The organism is Streptococcus oralis (assembly GCF_965111685.1).
GTDB classification, from domain to species: Bacteria; Bacillota; Bacilli; order Lactobacillales; family Streptococcaceae; genus Streptococcus; species Streptococcus oralis_B.
In genome coordinates, this window is the sequence record NZ_OZ217340.1 from 1,476,594 (window position 1) to 1,502,077 (window position 25,484).

The 25,484-nt window shown below is 40.2% G+C and carries 21 protein-coding genes; 2 read left to right on the plus strand and 19 right to left on the minus strand.

Features of this window, described 5'->3' with window-relative positions; translation table 11 throughout:
• The first annotated feature begins 63 nt into the window (after positions 1–63).
• Positions 64–714, plus strand: coding sequence for a metal-dependent transcriptional regulator (locus ACLV7H_RS07670; RefSeq protein WP_411866821.1), 651 nt, complete (start codon positions 64–66; stop codon positions 712–714).
• 106 nt (positions 715–820) lie between these two features.
• Entirely contained in the window at positions 821–1,237 is a 417-nt protein-coding gene (locus ACLV7H_RS07675; RefSeq protein WP_411866822.1) for a hypothetical protein, read from the plus strand.
• 30 nt (positions 1,238–1,267) lie between these two features.
• Here ACLV7H_RS07675 and dtd read toward each other — a convergent pair whose 3' ends face one another.
• The 19 genes from dtd to ACLV7H_RS07770 form a co-directional block, all read right to left on the minus strand.
• On the minus strand, positions 1,268–1,711 hold the full coding sequence (dtd, locus tag ACLV7H_RS07680) for a D-aminoacyl-tRNA deacylase (RefSeq protein ID WP_411866823.1): 444 nt from the start codon (positions 1,709–1,711) through the stop codon (positions 1,268–1,270).
• Between the two features lie 29 nt (positions 1,712–1,740).
• The gene (locus ACLV7H_RS07685) at positions 1,741–3,957 is read right to left on the minus strand and encodes a RelA/SpoT family protein (protein WP_045590520.1); all 2,217 of its coding nucleotides are present in this window, start codon (positions 3,955–3,957) and stop codon (positions 1,741–1,743) included.
• A 139-nt stretch (positions 3,958–4,096) separates the two neighbouring features.
• Positions 4,097–5,227 (minus strand): ABC transporter ATP-binding protein, encoded by a 1,131-nt coding sequence (locus ACLV7H_RS07690; RefSeq protein ID WP_045590518.1) that lies wholly within the window; start codon positions 5,225–5,227, stop codon positions 4,097–4,099.
• A gap of 113 nt (positions 5,228–5,340) precedes the next feature.
• Entirely contained in the window at positions 5,341–6,210 is an 870-nt protein-coding gene (locus ACLV7H_RS07695; protein ID WP_411866824.1) for a helix-turn-helix domain-containing protein, read from the minus strand.
• A 3-nt stretch (positions 6,211–6,213) separates the two neighbouring features.
• Positions 6,214–6,600, minus strand: a complete 387-nt coding sequence (locus ACLV7H_RS07700) for a Mini-ribonuclease 3 (RefSeq protein ID WP_212576323.1) — start codon at positions 6,598–6,600, stop codon at positions 6,214–6,216.
• Entirely contained in the window at positions 6,593–7,936 is a 1,344-nt protein-coding gene (cysS, locus tag ACLV7H_RS07705; protein ID WP_411866825.1) for a cysteine--tRNA ligase, read from the minus strand. The genes ACLV7H_RS07700 and cysS overlap by 8 nt, the downstream gene beginning before the upstream one ends.
• Before the next feature lie 17 nt (positions 7,937–7,953).
• Positions 7,954–8,475 carry a dihydrofolate reductase family protein gene (locus tag ACLV7H_RS07710; RefSeq protein WP_000301983.1) on the minus strand — a complete coding sequence of 174 codons (522 nt, stop codon included), beginning with the start codon at positions 8,473–8,475 and terminating at the stop codon, positions 7,954–7,956.
• 22 nt (positions 8,476–8,497) lie between these two features.
• Entirely contained in the window at positions 8,498–9,364 is an 867-nt protein-coding gene (locus tag ACLV7H_RS07715; protein ID WP_000613640.1) for a GNAT family N-acetyltransferase, read from the minus strand.
• Between the two features lie 11 nt (positions 9,365–9,375).
• Complete coding sequence (cysE, locus tag ACLV7H_RS07720; RefSeq protein WP_000539989.1) at positions 9,376–9,993, minus strand: serine O-acetyltransferase; 618 nt, start codon at positions 9,991–9,993, stop codon at positions 9,376–9,378.
• 14 nt (positions 9,994–10,007) lie between these two features.
• Positions 10,008–12,221: a polyribonucleotide nucleotidyltransferase gene (gene pnp / locus ACLV7H_RS07725; protein WP_411866826.1), complete on the minus strand. Its 2,214-nt coding sequence runs from the start codon at positions 12,219–12,221 to the stop codon at positions 10,008–10,010.
• Positions 12,222–12,911: 690 nt separating this feature from the next.
• Entirely contained in the window at positions 12,912–13,778 is an 867-nt protein-coding gene (gene metF / locus ACLV7H_RS07730; protein WP_411867079.1) for a methylenetetrahydrofolate reductase [NAD(P)H], read from the minus strand.
• Between the two features lie 93 nt (positions 13,779–13,871).
• Positions 13,872–16,121, minus strand: a complete 2,250-nt coding sequence (gene metE, locus ACLV7H_RS07735; RefSeq protein WP_411866827.1) for a 5-methyltetrahydropteroyltriglutamate--homocysteine S-methyltransferase — start codon at positions 16,119–16,121, stop codon at positions 13,872–13,874.
• Between the two features lie 371 nt (positions 16,122–16,492).
• Positions 16,493–16,786, minus strand: coding sequence for a helix-turn-helix domain-containing protein (locus ACLV7H_RS07740; RefSeq protein WP_061421306.1), 294 nt, complete (start codon positions 16,784–16,786; stop codon positions 16,493–16,495).
• Positions 16,787–16,973: 187 nt separating this feature from the next.
• On the minus strand, positions 16,974–17,339 hold the full coding sequence (locus tag ACLV7H_RS07745; protein WP_411866828.1) for a TIGR02328 family protein: 366 nt from the start codon (positions 17,337–17,339) through the stop codon (positions 16,974–16,976).
• Positions 17,323–17,727: a YbgA family protein gene (locus ACLV7H_RS07750; protein WP_411866829.1), complete on the minus strand. Its 405-nt coding sequence runs from the start codon at positions 17,725–17,727 to the stop codon at positions 17,323–17,325. Before ACLV7H_RS07750 ends, ACLV7H_RS07745 begins: the two co-directional genes overlap by 17 nt.
• An 81-nt stretch (positions 17,728–17,808) precedes the next feature.
• Positions 17,809–18,585: a hypothetical protein gene (locus ACLV7H_RS07755; RefSeq protein WP_411866830.1), complete on the minus strand. Its 777-nt coding sequence runs from the start codon at positions 18,583–18,585 to the stop codon at positions 17,809–17,811.
• A gap of 126 nt (positions 18,586–18,711) precedes the next feature.
• Positions 18,712–20,145: a hypothetical protein gene (locus ACLV7H_RS07760; protein ID WP_411866831.1), complete on the minus strand. Its 1,434-nt coding sequence runs from the start codon at positions 20,143–20,145 to the stop codon at positions 18,712–18,714.
• A 33-nt stretch (positions 20,146–20,178) separates the two neighbouring features.
• A complete protein-coding gene (locus tag ACLV7H_RS07765; protein WP_411866832.1) occupies positions 20,179–20,958 on the minus strand; it encodes an abortive infection family protein in 780 nt (259 codons plus the stop codon).
• Positions 20,959–21,096: 138 nt separating this feature from the next.
• Complete coding sequence (locus ACLV7H_RS07770) at positions 21,097–25,482, minus strand: Eco57I restriction-modification methylase domain-containing protein (protein ID WP_411866833.1); 4,386 nt, start codon at positions 25,480–25,482, stop codon at positions 21,097–21,099.
• Positions 25,483–25,484: the final 2 nt, after the last annotated feature.

The following is a 25,484-nucleotide window of genomic DNA, read 5'->3' on the forward strand; positions in this document are numbered from 1 at the left end:
AAGGCTAGAGAAATCTAGCTTTTTTTGATATACTAGATGGAGAGAAAAGACAAGAGGAAACGAATGACTCCAAATAAAGAAGACTACCTAAAATGTATTTATGAAATCGGTACGGAGATGCAGAAAATCACCAATAAAGAAATTGCTGCCCGTATGCAGGTCTCTCCGCCTGCCGTAACAGAGATGATCAAACGCATGAAAAGTGAAAATCTCATCCTCAAGGATAAGGAGAACGGCTATCTATTGACAGATATTGGCCTCAAACTGGTCTCAGAACTCTATCGCAAACACCGGTTGATTGAAGTCTTTCTAGTTCACCATCTCGACTATACTAGCGATCAGATCCACGAAGAAGCTGAGGTCCTAGAGCACACTGTCTCTGACCTATTTGTAAAGAGACTGGATAAACTACTGGGCTTCCCTAAAACCTGTCCCCACGGTGGAACCATACCAGCCGAGGGAGAACTCTTGGTCGAAATCAACAACTTACCACTAGCAGAGACCAAAGAAGCCGGTACCTACCTCCTGACTCGGGTTCACGATAGCTTTGATCTGCTTAAATACTTAGAAAAGTATGAGATTCATATTAGTGACCAACTCCAGGTCAAGCAGTTTGATAGCTTTTCCAATAGCTTTACACTGGTCAACAAAGGTGAAGATCTCCAAGTTAGCATCGATATCGCAAAACAACTCTATGTCGAAAAAATCAACTAACCCTTATTCCTGAAAGAAGTTCCTTTCAGGGATTTTTTATCATTTTAGTTGTAAGTCCCATTCATTTGGTGTAGAATAAAGCTAGATAAAAGAGGGAGGTCTTCCTATGAAAAAGCTCTTTAGACTACACTTCGCAGCCATTGCAGTCTCCGATTTGCTACTACTATTTACATTTTTTTACACCAAATCCGAGACATCTTTGGACTGGCTCCTACTCTCTGGTTTTATTTTCATCCTTGCTCAGGGACTACTGCTGTCTCGCTTGGTCCTCCGACTCAAAAAACAGTTCTCTGAGATTTATCCTCAGATGAACAAAAAAATTCGCCTTTATTACTTAGGGATTCTCTCCGTTGACCTTCTATTTTTTCTCTTTTTAACCATCACTGGCCCTCAACATTTCTACTCTCTTACTCCAGTCTTTACTTCCTGTCATTCTACTTTATATTATATAACAGCTAGCCACCTAAGAGAAAACTATCCAGACTTTTACGACAAACACGTCTCTTTCTGGGAGTGTCTATAAACAAAAACCAAGCCACTAGGCTTGGTTTTCTTATCTATTTTTAGTATCAAGGATAATGGTGACTGGTCCGTCATTGACCAGCTCCACCTGCATATCCGCTCCAAAAATACCTGTCTGAACGGGCACTTCCTGAGCTAGATTTTGGTTGAAAGCCTCATAAAAGGTAGTTGCCATATCCGGCTTGGCTGCACCTATAAAGGCTGGACGATTGCCCTTCTTGGTATCTGCAAAGAGGGTAAACTGAGAAATAGAAAGGATTTCTCCTTCAATATCTTTGACAGACAGGTTCATCTTGCCTTCTGCATCTGGAAAAATCCGCATGTTGACCAGTTTTCTCACAGCATAGTTCAAATCTTCCTCTTGGTCCTCTGGGCCTACACCGACCAACAATAAGAGTCCCTGATTGATTTTTCCATGAACCTGACCTTCGATACTGACTTGGGCTTTTTTAACCCGTTGGATAATGATTTTCATAATAGCCTTTCTAGTAACTGAGGGGAGAATTAGCCGTTGGTCCGTTTGACAGAGTAGACCTCAGGCACACTCTTGATTTTGTCTACGACCGTTGTCAGCATAGAAAGGTTTGAAATTCCAAAAGACACATGGATATTGGCAAATTTCATATCCTTGGTTGGTTGGGCGTTAACTGTTGAGATATTCTTAGTGGTGTTGGAAAGAACTTGCAGAACATCATTTAAGAGACCTGTACGGTTGAGACCATAGATATCAATGTGGGCGGTGTATTCCTTGCTTGAGAATTGATCTTCCCATTCCACATCAAGGAGACGTTGCTCGTAGTTTTCTTGGGCACGGAGATTCATACAGTCCACACGGTGAATAGCTACACCACGACCCTTGGTAATGTAGCCAACAATGTCGTCACCCGGAACTGGATTACAACACTTAGCAATCCGTACTAGGAGACCTGAGGCTCCTTCAATGACCACACCACCCTCATGCTTGACCTTGAGGGTTTCTTTGTTTGCAACCTTAACTTCGCCACCTTTGACAAGCTCTTCTGCTTCCGCCTTGGCCTTAGCGCGTTCTTCCTCACGACGTTCCTTTTCAGTCAAACGGTTAAAGACCGTAATAGCGCCAATTTCTCCAAAACCAATAGCTGCATAGAGAGCCTCCTCTGTCTTGTAGCTGGTCTTTTGAAGGACCTCGTCTATGTGACGCTTGTCCATGAATTTATTGGCCACATAACCGTTTTCTTGGAATTGGGCCATCAACATTTCACGGCCCTTGTTAACGGATAATTCCTTGTCTTGATTTTTAAAGAACTGACGAATCTTGTTGCGCGCCTTGCTGGTCTTGACCATGTTGAGCCAGTCACGACTCGGTCCAAAGGAGTTGGGGTTGGTGATAATTTCAACCTGATCCCCTGTCTTAAGCTTGGTTGTTAGCGGAACCATACGGCCATTGACCTTGGCACCAGTCGCTTTTTCACCGACTTTGGTATGAATTTCATAGGCAAAGTCAATCGGTCCTGAATCTTTCGGAAGGGAGCGAACTGCACCATCTGGAGTAAAGACGTAAATCTCCTCCGCCAGATAGTTTTCTTTAACAGAGTCCACAAATTCCTTGGCATCATCAGCCTGGTCTTGGAGCTCCATCATCTCCTTAATCCAGTTCATCCCAATAGCAGATTCCTTGCTGTTGACCTGCCCTTTAATACCTTTCTTATATGCCCAGTGAGCTGCTACCCCATACTCAGCCACTTCGTGCATTTCCTTGGTCCGAATCTGGAATTCAATTGGCCCTTTTGGTCCATAAACGGTCGTATGGATAGACTGGTATCCATTGGCCTTACGATTAGCGATATAGTCTTTGAAGCGGCCTGGCATAGGTTTCCAAAGTTCATGCACATAACCCAACATGGCGTAAACATCGCTCTGGGTATCTAAGATACAGCGAATGGCAATCAGGTCATAAATTTCCTCAAAGCGTTTCTTCTTATCCTGCATCTTGCGGTAGATCGAATAGATATGCTTAGGACGACCATAGATTTTCCCTTTGAGATTGCGTTCGGTAGCATAGTCCTCCAACTTGGTTACGACTTCATCGACCAAAGCCTCACGTTCTCTGCGTTTCTCCTTCATCATGTGAGTGATCTTGTAAAACTCAGTTGGATTGAGGTAACGGAAAGATAGATCTTCTAACTCCCACTTGACACTGGAAATCCCCAGACGATGAGCAAGTGGTGCATAGATTTCCATGGTTTCTCTGGAGATCCGTTCTTGCTTGTCCTTTCGCAGGTGTTTGAGAGTCCGCATATTGTGCAAACGGTCCGATAATTTAACTAAGATAACGCGAATATCCTCAGACATGGCCATAAGCATCTTGCGGTGATTTTCAGCCAATTGTTCCTCGAGTGATTTGTACTCAACCTTACCAAGCTTGGTCACACCATCAACGATAATCCGAACATCATGACCGAACTCTCTCTCTAGATCATCCAGTGTCGCATCTGTGTCTTCAACAACGTCATGTAAAAAACCGCAGGCAACGGTTACGGCATCCAGCTTGAGCTTAGCCAGAATTCCTGCTACCTGAATGGGATGGATAATATAGGGCTCACCTGATTTCCGAAACTGCCCACTATGACAATCAACTGCGTAAATCAATGCTTTTTGTACAAAAGCAACGTCTTCCTTTGTTAAATATTCTCTCGTTAAAGCGACTACCTGATCGCCCGTCAAATTCACTTCTTTCGGCATCTATACTCTCCAATTCTTCCTACCATTTTATCACTTTTTTAAGGATATGAAAACTAGAAAAGCTCTGTTTTTATGCCAATACCAATCATTAAAAAAACACTACCAGATTTCTCTAGCAGTGTTTTGACATTTCATTTGCTTAGTAGACAGTTTTTTCAGTTTCTACATCGAAGAAGTGTGCTTTGTTCAAGTCAAATCCAAGTTCAACTGTTGCACCTGTTTGCAAGTAGTCACGAGCATCCACTTTTGCAACAAATTCGTCTTTACCAACTTGGCAGTAAAGGTGAGATTCTGAACCAAGCAATTCTGATACAGAGATAGTTGCTTTGACAACTGATTCTGGGAATGTTTCAAGGAAAGCAGGTTCTGCATTCACATCTTCTGGACGGATACCGAAGATCAATTCTTTACCTTCGTAGCCATTATCACGAAGAACTTTCAAAGCTCCTTCTGGAACTTTCAAGCGGAAACCGTCAGAAACAATTTCACCACCAACCAATTTCACGTTGATGAAGTTCATAGCTGGGCTTCCGATGAATCCTGCTACGAATTTGTTAACTGGGTTTTTGTAAACTTCTTGAGGGGTACCGATTTGTTCTACACGTCCGATAGTACCTGTACCAGCAGGGTTCTTAGTTGCTGACATGATAACGATACGGTCCGCAAGAGTCATCGCTTCTGTTTGGTCGTGCGTTACGTAGATGGTTGTAGCACCGATACGACGGTGGATCTTCGCAATTTCAGCACGCATAGATACACGAAGTTTGGCATCCAAGTTTGACAAAGGCTCGTCCATCAAGAACACTTTTGCATCACGGACGATCGCACGACCCATGGCAACACGTTGACGTTGACCACCTGAAAGGTCAGCTGGTTTACGATCCAAGAACTCTTTCAAGCCAAGGATTGCTGCAGCTTCTTGTACACGTTTGTCGATATCTTCTTTGCTGTATTTACGCAATTTCAAACCAAAAGCCATGTTGTCATATACAGTCATGTGTGGGTAAAGAGCGTAGTTTTGGAATACCATGGCGATATCACGGTCTTTTGGAGCTACGTCGTTGACAACCACGCCATCGATAGATGCAGTACCTTCTGTAATGTCTTCAAGACCAGCGATCATACGAAGAGTTGTTGATTTACCACATCCTGAAGGACCTACGAAAACGATAAATTCCTTGTCTTTGATGTCCAAGTTGAAGTCTTCAACTGAGTAGTGTTCGCTATTTGGATATTTTTTGTAAATGTTTTTAAGATTTAATTCTACCATCGAGGTGAACTCCTTTTGTCTTTTGATAGTTTTATTATAAATGAAAACGCTTTACATTTCTATGGCAAGGTGACCAAAAAAATAAAAAAGTTCTGTGCAACTTGCACAAAACTTTAAAGAATATCTGGTAAAATCAACTGATAACACAAGGTAAGATCCGTTAACTCCTTCAACTGAAGCCCTGTCAATTCTTCCCATCTATCAATCTTGTATTGGAGAGAGTTGCGGTGCAGATAGAGTTGCTGGGCCGTTTTAGTTAGGACGGCACTGTTTTCCCAGAGAGAAAGGATAATTTCCTGAATCTGGTCCTGGTCCAAAATCATCTGGTGCAGGCAATCTTTAATGACTCTCAGGTCCACAATCCTTTCTCCCATACTCCAAAGATAGAGCTGTGAAAAGGTATGTACACCTTGATGCCCCTGACGCCACCAAGTCTTAAACAAATCTCGCTCCGCTTTGATCAAGTCTGATAGGGCTTGAGGGCCTGTCTGAGGCCAAACCTGGCCTAACATGATCGACAGACGAAGACCAAAGTCATACTCCACTGCCTCAATCGTATCGGATAAGATTGAGCGTACAGAGCTGTATTTATCTTGCTGGAGAACAAAAACATAGTCCTGAACTCCGACCTGAAACACTGTCTGGCAGTTAGGAAAGAGGGTCTGCATCATATCCAGCCAAGAGGCTAGATTTTCCTGTTGGTAATAGGATAGATGGCAATAAACCAGTTGAATCTTTTTAAAAGTTTGAGGTGCCTGCCCCTTTCCCTCGATCAGATAGGAATACCAAGGATTGAGCGAACGAGCCTGCTCCTGTTGGGTCAAAAGAGCAATTAATTGCTTTTCACGTTCACTGAGATTCGCCTCTTCCAGTAAAATCCACTGCTGAGAAGCTAAAGGGAGAGTAAGATAGCCTGGTTTCTCAATCGGCTGATCTGAAATCTGAGCTTCAGGAAACCAGTCTTGTAATTCCTTTGCAATCATATTCTAGCCCTCTACTTTTTGGATGCACCAAGCAATTATGGTCTCTAGACGCTCCACATTTTCAGTCAGATGGAGATAGCCCATCACTGCTTCAAAACCTGTAGACATGCGATAAGTTACGACATCCGCATTTTTAGCCTTTGTGTGGCTATTGGTATTGCGACCGCGTTTATAAATTTCTTCTTCTTTTTCCGTAAGGGCTTGCTCCTCCAACATCAGGGCAATCAGGCGAGCCTGAGCCTTGGCAGACACATACTTGGTCGCCTCTTGGTGGAGTTTATTGGGCTTGGTCATGCCTTTGAGGATGAGGTGACGACGAATATACATAGAATACACCGCATCTCCTTCAAAGGCTAGCGCAATCCCATTAATGAGATTGACATCAATCACGTGTCCACCTCACTCCATCTTTGGTGTCAAGGAGCTTAATCCCTTGAGCAGCCAATTGGTCACGGATTTGGTCTGCTGTCGCAAAGTCGCGATTCGCACGCGCATCTTGACGTTTTTGGATTAAGGCTTCAATTTCTGCATCCAAAACTTCCTCGACAAAGACAATTCCGAAGACCTCTAACATGGCCGCAAGAGCTTCCTTGACACTTGCATCATAGTTGCCTGAATTGATCCATTTGGCCATTTCAAAGACAACTGTGATACCATTGGCAGCGTTAAAGTCCTCATCCATAGCCGCTACAAACTTATCTTTAAAGTCTTGCAACTCTTGAACATCGACAGTCCCAGTAAATGGTTGTTCGTAGGTATTTTTCAGATACTTGAGATTGGTCTCGGCATCCCGCACTGCTTTTTCTGTAAAGTTGATAGGCTTGCGGTAATGCTGAGTGGCAAAGAAGAATCGAAGAACTTGCCCATCAATGGTTTTGAGGGCATCATGGACAGTGATAAAGTTGCCCAAAGACTTGGACATCTTGACATTGTCGATATTGACAAAGCCGTTGTGCATCCAGTAGTTGGCAAAAGTCTTACCTGTTTTAGCTTCTGACTGGGCAATTTCATTGGTATGATGCGGAAACTCCAGATCGGCTCCACCACCGTGAATATCAATGGTATCTCCCAAAATCTCTGTCGACATGACCGAACACTCGATATGCCAGCCTGGACGACCAGGTCCCCAAGGACTGTCCCAAGAAATCTCACCTGGTTTTGCAGCTTTCCAAAGGGCAAAATCTACAGGATTTTCCTTACGAGCCGTTTCTTCATCGGTACGACCTGAAGCACCCAGCTCCAAATCTTCCAAGGTTTTATTGGCTAACTTGGCATAGTTATGAGATTTTTCCACACGGAAGTATACATCCCCTTGACTCTCGTAGGCAAAGCCTTTTTCAATCAAGTCTTCCACAAAGCGGATAATGTCAGCCATAAACTCGACTACTCGTGGATGGCGAGTCGCAGGTTTCACGCCCAAGGCCGTCACATCCTCACGAAAGGCCGCGATGTACTTGTCCGCAACCTCCTGAGGTGTGATGCCTTCTTCCTTGGCGCGATTGATAATCTTATCATCTACATCTGTAAAATTGGAAATATAATTGACCTCAAATCCCCGATACTCAAAATAGCGGCGAACAGTGTCAAAAGCTACTGTTGAGCGGGCATTGCCAACGTGGATATAGTTGTAGACCGTAGGCCCACAGACATACATCTTAACCTTACCGTCCTCGATTGGGACAAATTCTCGCAAATCACGAGACATGGTGTCGTAAATTTTAATCATGCGGTCCACTCCCTTCTCTATTTCTGACTTTTTCGGCTGAAAACCAGCTCTGCAAAAGGGCCAAATTGTCTGAGGCTATCCAGTTGGTAAAAGCGCTGCCCTTCCTCTTGGGTAAAGAGGGGAACCCCCTTTCCTAGGATAAGGGGCGCTATCTGAATAATGAGGTGGTCGAAAAGATCCGCATCCAAGAGCGGTCCTACCAAGGAATTACCACCAATCACAAAGACATTTTTGCCTTTGTCAATCTGGTGAACAAAGTCCACCACATCCCCAGCTACTGGCTGGTAATTGCTGACAGGCAGGTGCCTATCATGCGTAAAGACATAGTTTTCCGTAGCTTGATAAAAACTTTCTACATCTTGCAAATCTTGGATTTCCTCAAAGGTCCGCTTGCCCATGATGGTGATATCCATTTGCCTGTAAAAGTCATCATATCCTGTATCCTCTACAGAACTAAGCTGATGCAGCCAGTCTATCCTGTGCTGGCTGTCTGCCAAGTAGCCATCCATGGTGATACAGCCGTAAAAATATACTGCCATTCTTGTAGTTACCTTTCTAGTTCTACACTTTTGCTTTCAGATAAACCACCTGGGTCTGTTTGACAAAGCCAATTTTTTCATACAAACGTTTGGCACCTACATTGCTATCTTCCACGGCAATCTGAAACTCCTTGTCATTTTGCTCAATCAGTTTATTGACAAGGGATTTTGCTAGATAGCTTCCGTAGCCTTGCCCGCGTTCAAGCTCAGCTATTGCTAAGCCATAGAAGTAATTCGTATGACTCGATAAATCAACTGTACAAGTTCCAATAACCTGACCGTCTTTTAATAAAACATATAGGCGACTTTCTGGATCCTTCAGAGCTTCGGCGACATATCGATCCACAACTTCTCTCGATTCATGTTCCTCTGAAAATACCTGAAACTTCAACTGACTAATTTGATTCTGAAATGAACTATCTGCTAACAAAACTTCAAGATTAGAAACAGTTACTAACGGATAAGGTCTTCTATCCTTACCTAACCAAGTTTCTGTCTCTTCATCCTCGATTAGTCCCCAGTTACTGGCAAAGTCAGGATGATTCTCTAAAAAAATACGTTCTGTCTGAAAGGTGACTGACCGAATGGGGAAAGAAGCCGTTCCTTTCTCAAAACTAGTAAACAAAGCACGCGCAATTCTCTGTCGGCGATGTTCTGGATGAACCAGTATCGTCACTTCCACATCTTGATCATCAGCATAGACAGTTAAGAGACCAACAAGTTCGCCTTTTTCATAATAAAGGAAAAAGGCCGGCATATTTGGGTCAAAATTAAGCATGTTAGAAAGATAGGGATCACGATAAGTTCCATCATAGGCTTGGCAACAGTTAATTAGTTTTTTCGCTTCAAATAACTCTTCTTGGCTCAACTTATTTCTTGCTTGAATCATATAGGTATCCTCTACAACCCCGACGATCTGTGGCTGGCTTCACGGGCATGCTCGAGTTTATTGACGTAGTACTCCCGTTTTTCTTCGACTTCGTGGATAGTCGGCTCATCCTTCTGTCCATGAACTCGGACAATTTTAGCAGGAATTCCGACAACCGTCACATCACTAGGAACATCTGCCACAACAACTGCTGCAGCACCGACCTTAGCATTTTCGCCGATTTCCACTGGTCCAATAACTTGGGCATGAGCCGATATGAGGGCTCCCTTGCGAACGGTCGGATGGCGTTTCCCACAGTCTTTTCCAGTTCCCCCAAGAGTTACTCCGTGATAGAGAAGAACGCCCTTCTCAACAATCGCTGTCTCTCCAATCACCAAGCCAGAACCATGGTCGATAAAGACACCTGATTCTATCTGAGCACCTGGATGGATCTCAATCTGAGTCCAAAAGCGCCAAAACTGACTGTGCATACGAGCTAGAAGTTTAAAGCCGTGCTTCCAGAGAAAATGCGAGAGACGGTGGGCAGCCAAGGCCTTGACACCTGGATAGGTCAGTAGAACCTCCAAAGTGGTGCGCGCCGCTGGATCATTTTCTTTTACGATATCAATGGTTTCGCGCCACCATCCCATACATTTCTCCTTTCTTATTCTGAATCTTTTGGTTTATGTGTAAATTCTTTCTTCGGTTTGTGGTCCTTGTGATGACGTGGACGGTGAGGACGTTCAGACTTTTCACCTTTTTCATCACGCTCAGGTTTTGGTGGACGAGGAAGAAGAGCTTTCATAGAAGCATCAACACGTCCTTTTTCATCAATCTTGATAACTTTGACATCGACTTCGTCTCCAATAGCCACCAAGTCTTCGACATTATTAGTACGCGTCCAAGCCATTTCCGAAATGTGAACGAGGGCATCTGTCTTGTCAAAGAGGTTAACAAAGGCACCGAATTTCTCGATACGAACAACCTTGGCATGGTAAACTTCATCTACTTTAGCCTCACGAACCAAGCCAGCAATGATTTCTTTGGCACGGTTAATGGCATCTTGGTCACTAGAGTAGATAGATACATTTCCTTCTTCGTCGATATCAATCTTAACGCCTGTTTCAGCGATAATCTTGTCAATCGTTTCTCCACCTTTACCGATGACAATCTTGATCTTATCCACATCAATCTTGATGGTATCAATCTTCGGAGCAGTTGGAGCCAATTCTGGACGAACTTCTGGAATCGTTTCTTCAATCACATCAAGGATTTCAAAACGCGCTTTCTTAGCTTGAGCAAGAGCTTCTGTCAAGATTTCTGCAGTAATCCCTTGGATCTTGATATCCATTTGAAGGGCTGTAATCCCCTCACGAGTACCTGCTACCTTAAAGTCCATGTCTCCAAAGTGGTCTTCCAAACCTTGGATATCTGTCAATACAGTGTAGTTATTTCCATCAGAGATGAGACCCATGGCAATACCAGCTACTGGTGCCTTGATCGGCACACCACCAGCCATAAGGGCAAGCGTTCCCGCACAGATAGAAGCCTGAGATGAAGAACCATTTGATTCCAAGACTTCTGCTACCAGACGGATAGCGTATGGGAATTCTTCCAAACTTGGCAAGACTTGAGCAAGGGCACGCTCACCAAGAGCACCGTGACCGATTTCACGACGACCTGGTGCACCGTAACGACCTGTTTCCCCTACAGAGTATTGAGGGAAGTTATAATGGTGCATAAAGCGTTTCTTGTACTCTGGATCCAAACCATCGATGATTTGAGTTTCCCCCATTGGGGCTAAGGTCAAGACTGAAAGGGCTTGAGTTTGCCCACGAGTGAAGAGACCTGAACCGTGTACGCGAGGAAGGAAGTCAACAACCGCATCCAATGGACGGATTTCATCGACCTTACGGCCGTCAGGACGAACCTTGTCTTCTGTAATCAAACGACGCACTTCTGCGTGTTCCATTTGTTCCAAGATTTCAGCCACATCACGCATAATACGGTCAAATTCTTCGTGGTCTGCATATTTTTCTTCGTAAACAGCAGTCACTTGGTCTTTAACTGCTTGAGTTGCAGCTTCACGAGCCAATTTTTCTTCTACTTGGACCGCTTTTTGGAGATCACTGTTATAGGCTGCGATGATTTCAGCTTGCAATTCAGCATCTACATGAAGCAATTCAACTTCTGCTTTTTCTTTACCAATTGCAGCAACGATTTCTTCTTGGAAGGCAATCAATTCTTTGACTGCTTCGTGCCCTTTCAGAAGGGCTTCCAACATGATTTCTTCTGACAATTCTTTGGCACCAGACTCCACCATGTTGATAGCGTGTTTAGTCCCAGCTACTGTCAATTCAAGAAGAGATTGCTCTGCCTGTTCTTGAGTAGGGTTGATGATGATTTGGCCATCTACATAGCCTACTTGTACCCCAGCAATAGGTCCGTCAAACGGAATATCTGAAATAGAAAGCGCTAAAGATGAACCAAACATAGCCGCCATTGGAGCAGAGGCATTTTCATCATAAGAAAGCACGGTGTTGATCACTTGCACTTCGTTACGGAAACCTTCCGCAAACATTGGACGGATGGGACGGTCAATCAAACGCGCTGTCAAAGTCGCATCTGTTGAAGGACGTCCTTCACGTTTCATAAAGCCACCAGGAAACTTCCCAGCTGCATACATTTTTTCTTCGTAGTTGACTTGAAGTGGGAAGAAATCCCCAGTTGCCATTTTCTTAGACATCACGGCTGCAGTCAAGACAGTTGACTCACCGTAACGCACGACAACAGAGCCATTTGCTTGCTTAGCAACCTGACCAGTCTCTACAACCAACTCACGACCCGCAAAAGTCGTTTGAAACACTTGTTTTGTCATGTTAATCCCCTTTGGATTGATGAAATTATACGCCTTGCCTACAAAGATCAAGATACCAAGGACGTCAAAAGCAAAGTAAAAATAGGAAACTGACGAAGTCTTCGATGAAGACAAGACAGTTTATCTTTTTTACACAGCTTTTCGGCCGGGTTCAATTCATCAAGATACTAAGCCGTTAAGCAACTCAAAGGAAAATAGGAAATCGAACGACGGAGCGACTGCTCCTAGGTAGATTTATCTTTTTCCACAGAGTTGTAGGCGTGTTCAATTAATCAAGATATTTTGGACGGTTCGGCTTGCCGAACATTTCTGTAGAAAAATAGGAAGGTGACGCCGCACTCGATGAGTGCTAGGAAGCTTATCTTTTTTCCTAAGAAATGAGACCAAAATTCAATTAAGTAGTTTTTTTGAGACACCTATTATCATATTTTGTTTAAAAAATAATCCACTTTAAACAAACTTCTACAACCTAAATACCCTCATCTTTGTATCAAGTACGTACAGAGTCTATTTTATCATATTTTTCTTAAAAAGTACGGGCTTTTCTATTAAAAAGGAACCATTCCCCCATGAAAAGAGGAATGGTTTGTTGTTTATTTTATTTAGCAAATTCTTTGGCTTTCGCAACTGTCATTTTTCATTTAAAAGCAAGTAAATGACAAGCTGTCGTCTCAGTGGTTAAAGAATCGATTACCCCAAAGACTGATGGTTAAACAAGGCATGGGTTGCTTGGTGGATGTATTTTGCTGTTTCAGCATTGTTCATGGTGTAGAGATGCACACCTGCGACATCCTGGGTTACCAAGTCCACGATCTGATCCACTGCATAGGCAAGTCCTGCTGCTCTGAGCGACTCAGGGTCATGCTCATACTTGTCCAAGATGGCCTTAAATTTACGTGGAAGATGGATATTCTCACATGTTTTCAAGAGACGAAGCGCTTGGTTACGGTTAAGAATAGGCATAATCCCCGCATGAATAGGAACATCAATCCCTGCCAAGGTACACTTGTCTTGGAAATCATAGAAGCGCTCATTGTCAAAGAAAAGTTGCGTTACAAGGCTTGAACAGCCTGCGTCCACTTTCTTCTTGAGATTTTGAATATCCGAGATCTGGTTTGGCGAGTCAGGGTGCCCCTCTGGGTAGCAAGCACCAACAATATCAAAGTGAGGAGCTTGTTCCTTGATGAACTCGATCAAATCCGTTGCGTAGCGGAAATCCTTTTGTGGTTCCACATCAGGGATAATATCCCCACGCAAAGCCAAGATTTTCTGTACCCCAACCTTATCCAAGTCTGCAATGGTTTCAGCAACCTTGTCCTTGGTCAGATAGATAGCTGGCAAGTGGGCAATGGTTGGAATCGCCAAGTCATTCTGGATAAAGTCAGCCAAACGAACCGTTGTTTCCTTGATATTAAATTTATTATTGCTGGCGGTCACACTGATAAAGTGCGGTGTCAGCTCCCGCATATCCTGCAAGGCTGAAATAATATTATCATTACCCACAGCTGGGTTTGGAGGGAACACTTCAAATGAAAGTGACGGCGTTTGGCGTGACATAGTCATTATCCTTTTCTTTTTGATTTCATGATTGCTGAGCAGCTAGGTCCAAGCAGTTCCTTGATCAGTCAGTGTCAAGAGAGAAATCGAATCTTACAATTTCTCACGCGCAGCTTTTGCTGCTTCGACAAGACGGATCAAGCTTTCTTTTGTTTCTGGAATACCACGTGTTTTCAAACCACAGTCAGGGTTGATCCAAACTTTCTTGCTTGGTACTTTGGCAAGGATGGCATCAATTGTGTGGTCGATTTCTCCTTCATTTGGCACACGAGGAGAGTGGATATCGTAAACCCCAGGTCCCACTTCTGTTTGGAAGTTTTTCGCTTTGAGTTCGTCCAAGATTTCAAGGTTTGAACGGCTTGCTTCAAAAGAAATAACGTCCGCATCCATGTTGTCGATAGCTGGGATGATATCTGTAAATTCTGAGTAACACATGTGAGTGTGGATTTGTGTGTCTGGCGCTACTGTTGAGTGTACCAAGCGGAAGGCTGGAATAGCCCAGTCAAGGTAGTCTTCGTACCAGTCGCTACGACGAAGTGGCAATTTCTCACGGAGAGCAGCTTCGTCGATTTGGATGATTTTCACACCTGCAGCTTCAAGGTCAAGAACTTCATCCTTGATGGCAAGGGCGATTTGAAGAGTAGAATCCTTGATAGAGATGTCTTCACGTGGGAATGACCAGTTAAGGATGGTAACAGGTCCTGTCAACATACCCTTAACAGGTTTGTCAGTACGGCTTTGTGCGTAGCTAGACCATTTCACAGTGATTGGGTTGAGACGAGTCACATCACCCCAGATGATTGGTGGTTTCACCCCACGCATACCGTATGATTGTACCCAACCATTCTTAGAGAAGAGGTAACCTGACAAGTTTTGACCGAAGTACTCAACCATGTCGTTACGCTCGAACTCACCGTGTACAAGCACGTCAAATCCAACTTCTTCTTGCCATTTGATCCATTCGTCGATGGTTTCAGCAAGGAAGGCATCGTATTCTTCTTGTGATAATTCACCCTTACGGAAGGCCAAACGTTTAGCACGGACTTCTTTTGTTTGAGGGAATGAACCGATGGTTGTTGTTGGAAGAGCTGGAAGTTTAAAGGCTTCTTCTTGGATAGCTTCACGCTCTGAAAAGGCTGGCAAACGAGTGTAGTCAGCGTCTGTCAATCCAGCGATGCGCGCACGAAGTTCCGCATTTTCACCAACACGTTCAGTCGCAAAGAGTTCTTTGTTTGCTGCAAGAGCCTCTGCGCCTTGACCATTGCGGATAGCATCCAAATCACGAATCTCATCCAATTTTTCAACTGCAAAAGCAAAGTGGTTCAAGATAGCTGGTTCAAATTCTTCGTTAGCAGTTGTAAATGGCACATGAAGAAGTGAGCATGAGCTTGTCAAAACAATGTTTTCAGCTGGGATTTGCTCAAGAACAGCCAAGCTCTTTTCGTAGTTGTTGCGCCAGATGTTCTTACCATTGACGATACCTGCATAGAGAGTCTTGTCAGCTGGGAAACCACTTTTAACGAGTTCAAGAGTTTTCTTACCTTCAACGAAGTCAAGACCAATGGCATCTACTGGCAAGTTCACAAGGTCAGCGTAAATGTCACGAACGTCTCCGAAGTAAGTTTGAAGCAAGACTTCAAGACCTTTTTTGTCAGCCAAGAGTTTGTTGTAGAGGTTCAAGAAAAGAGCCTTTTCTTCAGCTGTCAAGTCTTTGACAAGATCTGCTTCGTCCAATTGGATACGAGTCGCACCAAGCTCCGCCAATTTAGCAAAAACTTCTTGGTAAGCAGCTACTAAGCTATCTACGAAGTCTTCTGCTTTCACACCGTCTTCAAAGTCTGACAATTGAAGGAAAGTGAACGGACCTACAAGGACTGGACGAGTGTTGAGACCAAGTTCTTTTGCTTCTTGGAACTCATCAAAAATCTTGTGACCAGCCAATTTAACTTGAGTGTCTTTTTCAAATTTAGGAACGATGTAGTGGTAGTTGGTGTTGAACCATTTCTTCATCGGAAGGGCACGAACATCCCCTTTTTCTCCTTGGTAACCACGACCCAAAGCAAAGTAACGCTCAAGATCAGATAATTCTAAGTTTTGTACTGATGCAGGAACTACGTTGAAAAGGAAAGCAGCATCAAGGAAGTTGTCATAGTGAGAAAAGTCATTTGATGGGATTTCAGTGATGCCTTTTTCTTTGACGATGTTCCAGTGTTTAGCACGCAATTCTTTTGCTGCTGCCAAGAGTTCTTCTTCTGAGATTTCTTTTCTAAAATATTTTTCAGTTGTAAATTTTAATTCGCGGAATTCACCCAAACGAGGGAAACCGATGATCGTAGTTGACATGATGTGTCCTCCAAAATTTGTTATTGAAACTATCTTAACAGAAAAGAAAGCACCTGTATAATTGTAAAAAATTAGGCTTTGATATAGTTTGAAACTATATCACTCTTTTGATCAAAAGAAAAAGACTTGAAACAAATGTCTCAAATCCTTTGTATAACTTGTTTTATAGCTATATTCTTGTTTTATAGCTATATTTTAGTTAGAATGCTCAAACGAGCTATTTATGTTTCTTATAAGTGACTATGGCTTGTTATTAGAAAAGACTATAGGTTGGTTTTCTTTTGTAATTCTGATATTTACCTAAAAAAGTGCGGACGGGAGATGAAATTGTCCAGTGGATGATTTTAGAAATCCAAGGAATTTCATCCCTATCAATTTTTTTCCTGTTCAAGTGGAACAACTGCTAGTGTCTTTCCTAAACTGGCTAAGACTTTTAAGACCGTATCCAACTGAGGACTAGTCTTTCCTGTCTCCATTCTAGCTATAACAGGCTGGCTTACTCCACTGAGTTCCTCTAGCTTTTTCTGACTGATACCTTGCTCATGTCTAGCCTCAATCAACTCACTCATAATAGCCACTCGCATATCACTTTCAAGAATTTCTTCCTTGGTAAAGAGTTCTGTTCGGACATCCTTCCAATTACTTCCAATGGCACTATTCTTCATCACTTAACCCTCTTTCTTTTATGTCCTTCAGTTCACGCTTGGCTTTTTAAACAAATTATAACTCAAAAGTTATTAAAAGTAAATCCCAACACTCATAAAAAGAAGACCTTAGAATCATTCTAAAGGTCTCATTTTTATTATTCGAAAAAATACGAAAAGAGTTATAAAGTGGAGCTAATCCATACTCTTACTCCAGCTCTACCCCCTTGTCACGGAGATTAGCCAGACACTCCTCATAGTATCCTGCATCATGCTCACTATAGATGGGATTCCCCAACTTTTCCTCAGGCAAGTCTTGATAAGGAGGACAGGTTTTACCACGGTAGTCCTTGTCCAGCCACTCCGGACTGACATTGTAGCCACGGTCAGCCATCTCCTTCATGATCAAGAGATGATAAGCATAGAGTTGATAGGGCGAGTGGGTAAAGACATAGTCCACCGTCGCATGCTTTCTGCCCCAGCCATTGCCACGCAGAGCACAGCACTCTCGATGTTGGCCTAAAAGCTGCGGACGTGGAAGTCGTGAAATCAAAGCCTCATGCCAAAGTCTCATGGGCGTCTCCTTTCAGTAACGTTGAATGTTGCAAGTAGGTATTGGGATAGCAATCCAGCAACTCTCGAGTCTTAGCAATCAAGTCTTCCTTAGAAGCCTGACCAAAGCGGTAGCGATCCAACAAGAGCATGTAGTCTTTGCGCTCAACATCTGTCGCTTTCTTTTTGAAATAGCCCCAAATATGCTGAAAAGCGTTGCAAACCTGACCCCTGTGCTCTGGGATTTGACAAGCTCGGTCTATCATCTCTTGAACCAGACTCAGCTCCACCTGTTCATTCTTCAAGTATTGACGAATCTCATTGTAAATATTGCTAGAATGACTCAAAACGAGATATTTGTTTCTAGCCCAGAGTTGTTGGCACTGGGATTTTTGATTAGTTTGTTCCATGTTTCTCCTTGTTTTCTATCCGTTTCCAGGAAATATGGAAACAAAGTAACAATTCTATGAAGTAGACTCTTAAAGTATGCTTTATTTCTTATTAATACTATTTTCTAGTATTTCAATCTCTTTTAAAATGGTATTCAAATGACTTTTGTATTGTATAATTTTTTGATCATCTAGTAAATTTGTCATTTTCTCATGGTTAAGTCTATAACACCAGTACTTATGAGCTAATTTTATGTAATTACAGTAGTCTTCTATATTTTTTATTGGAGACTTACCTGATTCTATCAATTCGCTAACAAATGTTTCATCAATACCATAGATATCTGCAAAGAACTCTCCAACAGTATTATAGCTATCCAAAAAATCCTGCAACTCCAAACGATTTTCTATACACATATTTTGAGAACCAGCATTAATAATGGGAGTTTTAAAGCCTTCATAATATTGATTAATAAAGTAAGCAAAAGTATCAAATCTATCGTTCCCTAAAGATTTTTTTGTGTTATTTAAGCCACCAGTCATTGGTAAAATACTGATGTTCATTGGAGAATAACGCATGACCATAAGAGAACTCTTAAGTTCTTCAGAAACTTCTGCATACATTAAAGTGGACTCATAAAGTTTAGTCTTTTTATTAAAGACTATAGAATCTATATTAAAAGACACATCTCCGTTAACTTCGATTGATTCCACTTTATTTGAGAAAAGAAATCTTTTTCCCTCTTTATATAAACTTTCCCCATAATATTTGAGATAGAAATCCCAAGCTACTTCATCCACATCACTAGTAAAATCATGATGCGAGATCAATGTTATTCCTACACTTGTTTGATTTTCTTCATTTTCATTTGACTTCATAAGCACACTTCCTTTGCTATATCCTTGTTTTATGATCACGCTTTAGCATTCGATAAAAACTTTTTTAGTTTCGTATCGAATCCTGTCATGCTCCTATTTATTAAATCAATGAGAACAAGATCAATTCTAAAAGACTTTCTTATTTATTTCCGAAACATTATTTTTACCTGCTCTTCCATCGCTTGGTGTTTTTGCCATGGTAATAGTATAACGGTTATCATTGAAATAAGTTAGTTTGTAATGTTTCCCATTATCAGAAACAGAAAATCCTAATTGTTTTAAATCTTGCTTCAATTTCCCATTCAAGCCATTATAATTTGTCAACAATCGCTTAACTTCATCTCTCTTATGATTAAGAATGTTCTCGCCGATATTCTGTTGGATAATATCTTGAATGATATGTTTCTTGCGAGTTCCATCTTGAATATTCTGTAAGATATCACTCAAAACTGACAAAAGAAATTCCTTTTTTTCACCTTGAAAAAATTCCTTCTCAGAACCACTTGACAGAAAGCTACTATCACTTTCTTGGTTATTATTGAAAAGATCTCTGTAATAGATTAATTCATGTTCTAAGTCAGAAATATTACTACGTAAACGACTGTTTTCTTCTGATAAAGCATCAAAATCATTACTAAATATATCTAGAAGTTCATCGATCTCCTCCTTAGTTCTCTCAGCTTTGGTACGTTTAACTTTTTGACTTTCAAAACGATCTCGAAGAAGAGAAGTTGATACACCATCCCATGTGTACAGAGGATTAATATTTTGCTGATTAGTAAAATTAACAACCGCCTTAACAATTCCTTGTCTAATAGCTTCTGAATCAAATCCTTTATGAAAAGGAACTGTTCTATTACTTACCCTATCAGATTGAAAATATAAACCAATGGCACCATTGACCTCAATAGCAGTTTTATAAAATTCACAAAAAATTTCTTTTGAATCAACATTTGAATCAACATTCTCTTGTACAAGAACATGTGCAACCCCCTTAAGATCATAGGCTAATTTATTAACATCGATTGGGTTACTATTCGAAAGTGTCTTTGAAACATAAATAATGGGTAAATTGTATGCCTGAACATTATTTACAACATCTAGCAAAAGGCTACAATTTTTTTTACTTATTGAGTGTGGTTTCATAATCACTGGTAAACCACCATCAGTAAGCACGTATCCCTTCTCAATCAAAATTCTGATAAAATAAGGAGTAGAAAATAAAGGATCAACACCAATAGCATCTTCTGTAAAACTACGATCTAACATGATTGACATCTTATAGTCCTTAAAGTTCATGATATAATCTGTTTTCCAAATGATACCATCATCTAATTTTTTTACATATCTTACAGCTACGATTTCTTCATTTCTGTATTCTTTAAATTCAAGAGAGATTGTTTCATCACCAAATTTTTGATTATAGGATCCATCCCACTTCAAATTACGTATAACATTATCTTCATGTGGACTTCCTTGATTCCATTCAATCACTAGACTTAAAAACCCGTCTTTAGTCAATGACTTATCAATCTTTAAAATTGTAGAAAAAAGTAACATTTCTTTTCCTTTCAGAATCTAATATTAAACCATCTAAAATGGTAATTCTTCATCGAAAATATCATCATTCAACATTTGCACTTTTGGAAATTTTTTCTCATAGAAATCAATTAAAAACAGACCAACAGTCGCACAGGCATTAACTACAAAATAAGCATATAAGGGCTCCGAAATCAAATACTTTTCAGAATCCTGACCGTGAAAAAGAGTATTATCACTTCTTAAATCCTCTATTGCTTTAGCAACTGTTATAAATGAAGATGAGATAGGTTTCATTTGACTTGGTAATTCGGGGCTATCTGGGTTAAGTTGAAATACTTTTAATATCTCTTGGACTAACTTCTTACTACTCGCATTTGAAACAACAGATATATGAGAAAATCGGCTATCTGATAAAATCTCTTTAATAATACTCTCTAACACTGAGTTTGCATTTCCAACTGCGTCAGCTGGGTTTTTCTCAATGTTCTGAAATGCTTTTTCAAAGCTAGTTGAAGCATTCTTATAATCGTCCTTTATTTTATTTCGAAAAGTTGGGATAGAGGGTATAAAGTCAGGAGTTTCAATCCCCAAATCAATGGCCATTTTTATTAACACTTCAGGTTCATTTTGAGCAATATTTCCTAACGTATCAAATAATTGAATGTTGTCGTTCGCGTAAACAATATCAAAGTTTGCATTTCCAAAATTATCATATAAAGTTTGATTTAATTTCACATATTGCTCAACCTTTTTGTAACTACTATATTTTGACCAAATCGTTTTATCTAATTTTTCAATTAACTCCATACGATAAACGGCAGAAATATCCATCCTTACCCCATTTCTTTTACATTTTCCTCAATGAACATAATTTCTTCTTCACTTAGCTCATATTTTCGATACAATCGCTGATTGATTTCAGCAATTGATTGTGACCAATTAATGTCCTAGTTAGACGTTTCTTCTATTCTAGTCCATCCTTCTAACATTAGCTTTCAACTCAGCAATAATATAGTCTGGTACATTAAAGTAATCATAAAGCTCTTCTTCTATTTCTTTAACAGATTTTGACCAATCGATAATAGAATAATCATTAAAATCGAACCAAGGAACATTGATCCAAACCTCTTTTGATTGATTATGTTGTGTTACTTTGAGTGTCCCTAGCATTGCACGAGCTAGATCTGTCTTTATAAACTTCAAGCAGTTCTCAGCTTCCTTTTTAGTCTCAAATGCACCAAAAGAAATAAAGGTTTGTGTGTGACCCACGAGTGGGGTACCCACGAGTGGGGTACCCACGAGTGGGGTCGATAGAACTTCGCCTATCGCCCCGCTTCCATTAGAAGCAGGTAAAAATACTTTGTATTTATTCAAATTGGAATGAGGTTCAATTAAGTCAGCATCAATCCATTTTATCACACGCTCATTATTCAAGCGCCCATAAATTCCAACTTGACTATCCGATTGCTTTTCGTCCGAAAATATCTCTGGTAATCTTTCAAAAATATTAGAACCAATCGATTTTTCTTCTGCAACTGAAACTCTGCCTCTCAATTCTGGATAGCGATTATATAAATTAGCGCTAAATTTGTAACTACTCTTTCCAAATAGGTATTCATTAAATGATCTCTTTACTTTATGATGTACCAAATGGAACAATTCGTTTAGCCATTCGACTGGTGTGAAGGTCTCAATGGCTCCAAAGTTTTTCTTGGTATCTCGGTAAGTAACGGCTACTCCACCCTTAATATCTGTATTTGGAAATACTTCTTCAGATTTTTGAGCAAAATAAATGACTTGAAGATGCTTATCTTCTAACATTTTCTTATTCCACATTTTTGGAGTTTGCCCTGCATTAAAAAGAAATCGAGCTGGTGTAATCAAAACTGCTTTATCTGCAACTTCATAAGCTAAATCCATAAATTTATGATAAATTGGCTCATCACGAGCAACATCCCCTATTCCTTCATTTTGATAAGGAGGATTGCCAATCACTACATCAAATTTCACGTTTTTAAACGCCTCCTCAACTAATTTTTTACCCTCTTCAATACTTGATTTTAAAGTATTTGAAAAGTTTTCAATATAGGCTACATTGGTCCTATATTTCTTATAGCCTGTTAAAGTTCTTTCTGTAATGGTCTTAGCCATTGGTGTTTTTGCAATGGCATAAATGTTGTTTTCTAATATTCCACGATAGACACTGTCGGCATCAAAGTAATTATCATCATTATTCTGAACATATTGATAGTAAAGACTCATAGCAGCATGCAAAGGATAGAGGCCTGTCTTAGCATTAATATCAATGATTTTAGTTTCTGGATGGTAAACACTACCTGTAACATCTGTGTCTACCCAATGAAGATTTGGCTTAGCGCCATCAGTCATTGACTCAAAGTTATCATCATAGAAATTAAGGCCACCAATACCTTTTGAAATTTGCATATTGACCACGCGCCATGGTGTCAAAACAGTTTCCTTATCGGGATTCTTGAAGCTACCAAATAAGGTTGCAACTTCTTCGGCACGTTCAATAAAATCAAGACTATCAAAAGATTTAGCTCGTTGACGAATGATTCGACCTGCTTCAATAAAGACCTCTGCGTCATAATACTTGGTTATATCTTTGAACATGCCTTTTGAGAATCCAGCAGGCATAAATTCTTTCCAAGATTCGTCATCGACTTCTTTGATAAAATCTTCGATAGTGATATCTTTACTTAAATCGACATCCATTCCGTAGATCATCATTGGAATACGAATAGAAACTCCTCTTAAGATAGAAATCATCGTTTTTTGTTGTTTACGAGCCTCTTTGAGTTTTTCTATTGCCTCTTTTTCTTCTTGACTACGCTCACGAGGTTTCTTTTTCTTAGCTTTTTCCGCCTGATCATATTCTTCATTTGTCAGATGGTGAGTATTAACAGGTATTTTATTTGGTATTTTTTGTTTTTGGGTTTTACCAACAATTTCATTCAGTTTATTAAAATGTTCAGCATCATCAGTAGTTAGTGTTAGAAGGTTATCATTATAAAGACTATCATCTTCAAATCCTGAACGAACTGCTTTTTCAGCATAGACCTTTTTAATTTGCGTAAGCATACGGTCAACATTAAAAGGTTGCATTCCATTATCGCCTTTACCCAGAATCGGTAAAAAATTGAGCAGATTTGACATTGCTTGTTTTTGTTGCTGAGTATTTTTCTTACCTACTCCTGAATTAATTTGAGCACTTTCAGCCATAACTGTTAATGCTCGGTCTGGAGCAAAATCAAAGATGTAACAACGTTTTTTCATACCCAATTTTTCATGAGAGAAAGGTGTTTGTGCACGAAAAGCAGCCTGCAAATAATTCATAGAACTACTTGTATTAGAAAGAAACATGACTGCTGTCCATTCAGGAACATTGACTCCTGTTGTTAACTTACGAACAGTTAAAGTGATGGTCTTTGTCTTAGAAGGGTCATCAGTTATAGCATTACGAACTTTTGCAAGATCATCATCTGAACTATCCAAAACATTATCACTCTTATCATTTCGGACAACATTTACGATCTCATAGTCCATTCCAAATACAGAATGTTCTTTTAAAAGTTTTTCGAAGGCGTTTGCTTCTTTTACACCAGGCATTAGCCAAAGAGTATGACGTAATTCTTCACGATACTCTTTTGTTGAAAAAGGATAATTAGTGTCACTATTTGGGTTAGTAATATTATCCAAAAAACGTCGAACATCTGCTTTATAAACTAATTCTCCCTTATCATCAACTCTAAAAAATTCTCGGAAATTAAAAGCTTTATTTTCATCGGTAAATTTTTCCTTATGTTTCATCTCAAAAGTATACATAAGCACTTCTGGAAGTTGTTCATAAGGGTTAGGTTGATCAGGATTTTCCAAGTCCCATTTTAGTTTGGCTTGTTGTTCCATAACATAGTCCCAAGTGTAGACTTGTTCAGGTGCAAACTGATCAAGAAGGTTAAATGGTGTACCAGACAATTCTAGAATCTTGGTGCGACCTTCTTTAACTAAAGCTTTCATGACTGTATCACTTAGTTCAGTTTGAGTTCCTTCATGTGCTTCATCAATAATGATTAAATCCCAGTCTATATCAATAAATTCAGGGAGATTAGTTTGAGCACCTTTATACCGGAGGAGTTGAATAGAAGCGAAATAGATAAAGGGATTGTCTCCCTTTTTCAGTGTTGAAAGTTTTTCCCCCTCATCAACTGAACCATATAAATACCCAGCGTTTGCCATATCCATTTTTTTGTAGTCTTCAAACCATGAATCACGAACTACTGGTCTATGTGTCATAATCAGAACACGTTGAAATCGTTCTTGTTTAATAAGCTCCAAAGAGGTTAAGGTTTTACCAAAACGCATCTTGGCATTCCAAAGCATTCGATCTTTTTTCTTAAAAGTTTTTTGAGTTTGTTCCACTGCAGCATTTTGTTCGGGTCTAAGAATAATATCCGACTTATCTGCTATATATTCAGCCGGTACATCACTAATAAATGACCTTCCGTTTTTTACTGCTTTAATAGCTTCCTTAGCTGTCTCTAAATCAGTCTTAAACCATTCATTACCTGCTAATTCTTTAGGGTGTTTAATTCCTGACCGTTTTAAAACTTCATGGACGTCATGATCATGAAACCAAGTTTTTGTAGATTTTTTATAAGCTAGCTCAACCCATCCAAGTTCAAAATGAAGTCCAGCAGTTGTCATATATTGCTTAATTCTTTTAGGTGCTATTTTACGTAAAAACTCACTATTAGGGGTCAAGTCTGCTTCAATATCGTCAGATGCTATAGACCCTTCTCCAATTTTTTGAGCCCCTTCATAAGCAGCAAATTTCCCACTTTCATTATTCACAGTCTGAACATAGATAAACTTGCGTTCTGCCGTTGTATAACGCTCTTGCGCTTTAGGTTCTAAGAAATTCTCATACAAAGAGACTTTAATTTGTTTATCAACATACTCAGTCACAAACCAAACTAAAATCATATAAACTAACTTTAACGACTTTAATGCATTCTCTTGCGTTGCATCTTTAGGATTTAGTTCATGAGCTGAATTATTTCCATGCCCTTTAATTTCAAAAAAAGCATCTACTACTGCCTTATTTTTAATATAAGATTTGATAGTTTGTAACGTCCTATGAAAAGTAGAATGTAATGGTAATTCAATGAATACACGATTAGCAAATAGGATTGCTGTATTCTCAGCAACTTTACGAACTTTAGTCAACACACCCTCGTAATCTTGTTGAGTGTAGTTGTTCTCAGCCATATTTATAGTTGAAAAGAGTTCTGCTGTTTCTATGTCCACTCTTAAAAAATCAAAATTCGAAGCCATAA

Excerpts from the sequence above, each read along its gene's own strand:
- ACLV7H_RS07670 (WP_411866821.1), top strand. The coding sequence starts at position 64 with ATGACTCCAAATAAAGAAGACTACCTAAAATGTATTTATGAAATCGGT.
- ACLV7H_RS07675 (WP_411866822.1), top strand. The coding sequence starts at position 821 with ATGAAAAAGCTCTTTAGACTACACTTCGCAGCCATTGCAGTCTCCGAT.
- dtd (WP_411866823.1), bottom strand. The coding sequence starts at position 1,711 with ATGAAAATCATTATCCAACGGGTTAAAAAAGCCCAAGTCAGTATCGAA.
- ACLV7H_RS07685 (WP_045590520.1), bottom strand. The coding sequence starts at position 3,957 with ATGCCGAAAGAAGTGAATTTGACGGGCGATCAGGTAGTCGCTTTAACG.
- ACLV7H_RS07690 (WP_045590518.1), bottom strand. The coding sequence starts at position 5,227 with ATGGTAGAATTAAATCTTAAAAACATTTACAAAAAATATCCAAATAGC.
- ACLV7H_RS07695 (WP_411866824.1), bottom strand. The coding sequence starts at position 6,210 with ATGATTGCAAAGGAATTACAAGACTGGTTTCCTGAAGCTCAGATTTCA.
- cysS (WP_411866825.1), bottom strand. The coding sequence starts at position 7,936 with ATGATTAAAATTTACGACACCATGTCTCGTGATTTGCGAGAATTTGTC.
- ACLV7H_RS07710 (WP_000301983.1), bottom strand. The coding sequence starts at position 8,475 with ATGGCAGTATATTTTTACGGCTGTATCACCATGGATGGCTACTTGGCA.
- ACLV7H_RS07715 (WP_000613640.1), bottom strand. The coding sequence starts at position 9,364 with ATGATTCAAGCAAGAAATAAGTTGAGCCAAGAAGAGTTATTTGAAGCG.
- cysE (WP_000539989.1), bottom strand. The coding sequence starts at position 9,993 with ATGGGATGGTGGCGCGAAACCATTGATATCGTAAAAGAAAATGATCCA.
- pnp (WP_411866826.1), bottom strand. The coding sequence starts at position 12,221 with ATGACAAAACAAGTGTTTCAAACGACTTTTGCGGGTCGTGAGTTGGTT.
- metF (WP_411867079.1), bottom strand. The coding sequence starts at position 13,778 with ATGTCACGCCAAACGCCGTCACTTTCATTTGAAGTGTTCCCTCCAAAC.
- metE (WP_411866827.1), bottom strand. The coding sequence starts at position 16,121 with ATGTCAACTACGATCATCGGTTTCCCTCGTTTGGGTGAATTCCGCGAA.
- ACLV7H_RS07740 (WP_061421306.1), bottom strand. The coding sequence starts at position 16,786 with ATGAAGAATAGTGCCATTGGAAGTAATTGGAAGGATGTCCGAACAGAA.
- ACLV7H_RS07745 (WP_411866828.1), bottom strand. The coding sequence starts at position 17,339 with ATGAGACTTTGGCATGAGGCTTTGATTTCACGACTTCCACGTCCGCAG.
- ACLV7H_RS07750 (WP_411866829.1), bottom strand. The coding sequence starts at position 17,727 with ATGGAACAAACTAATCAAAAATCCCAGTGCCAACAACTCTGGGCTAGA.
- ACLV7H_RS07755 (WP_411866830.1), bottom strand. The coding sequence starts at position 18,585 with ATGAAGTCAAATGAAAATGAAGAAAATCAAACAAGTGTAGGAATAACA.
- ACLV7H_RS07760 (WP_411866831.1), bottom strand. The coding sequence starts at position 20,145 with ATGTTACTTTTTTCTACAATTTTAAAGATTGATAAGTCATTGACTAAA.
- ACLV7H_RS07765 (WP_411866832.1), bottom strand. The coding sequence starts at position 20,958 with ATGGATATTTCTGCCGTTTATCGTATGGAGTTAATTGAAAAATTAGAT.
- ACLV7H_RS07770 (WP_411866833.1), bottom strand. The coding sequence starts at position 25,482 with ATGGCTTCGAATTTTGATTTTTTAAGAGTGGACATAGAAACAGCAGAA.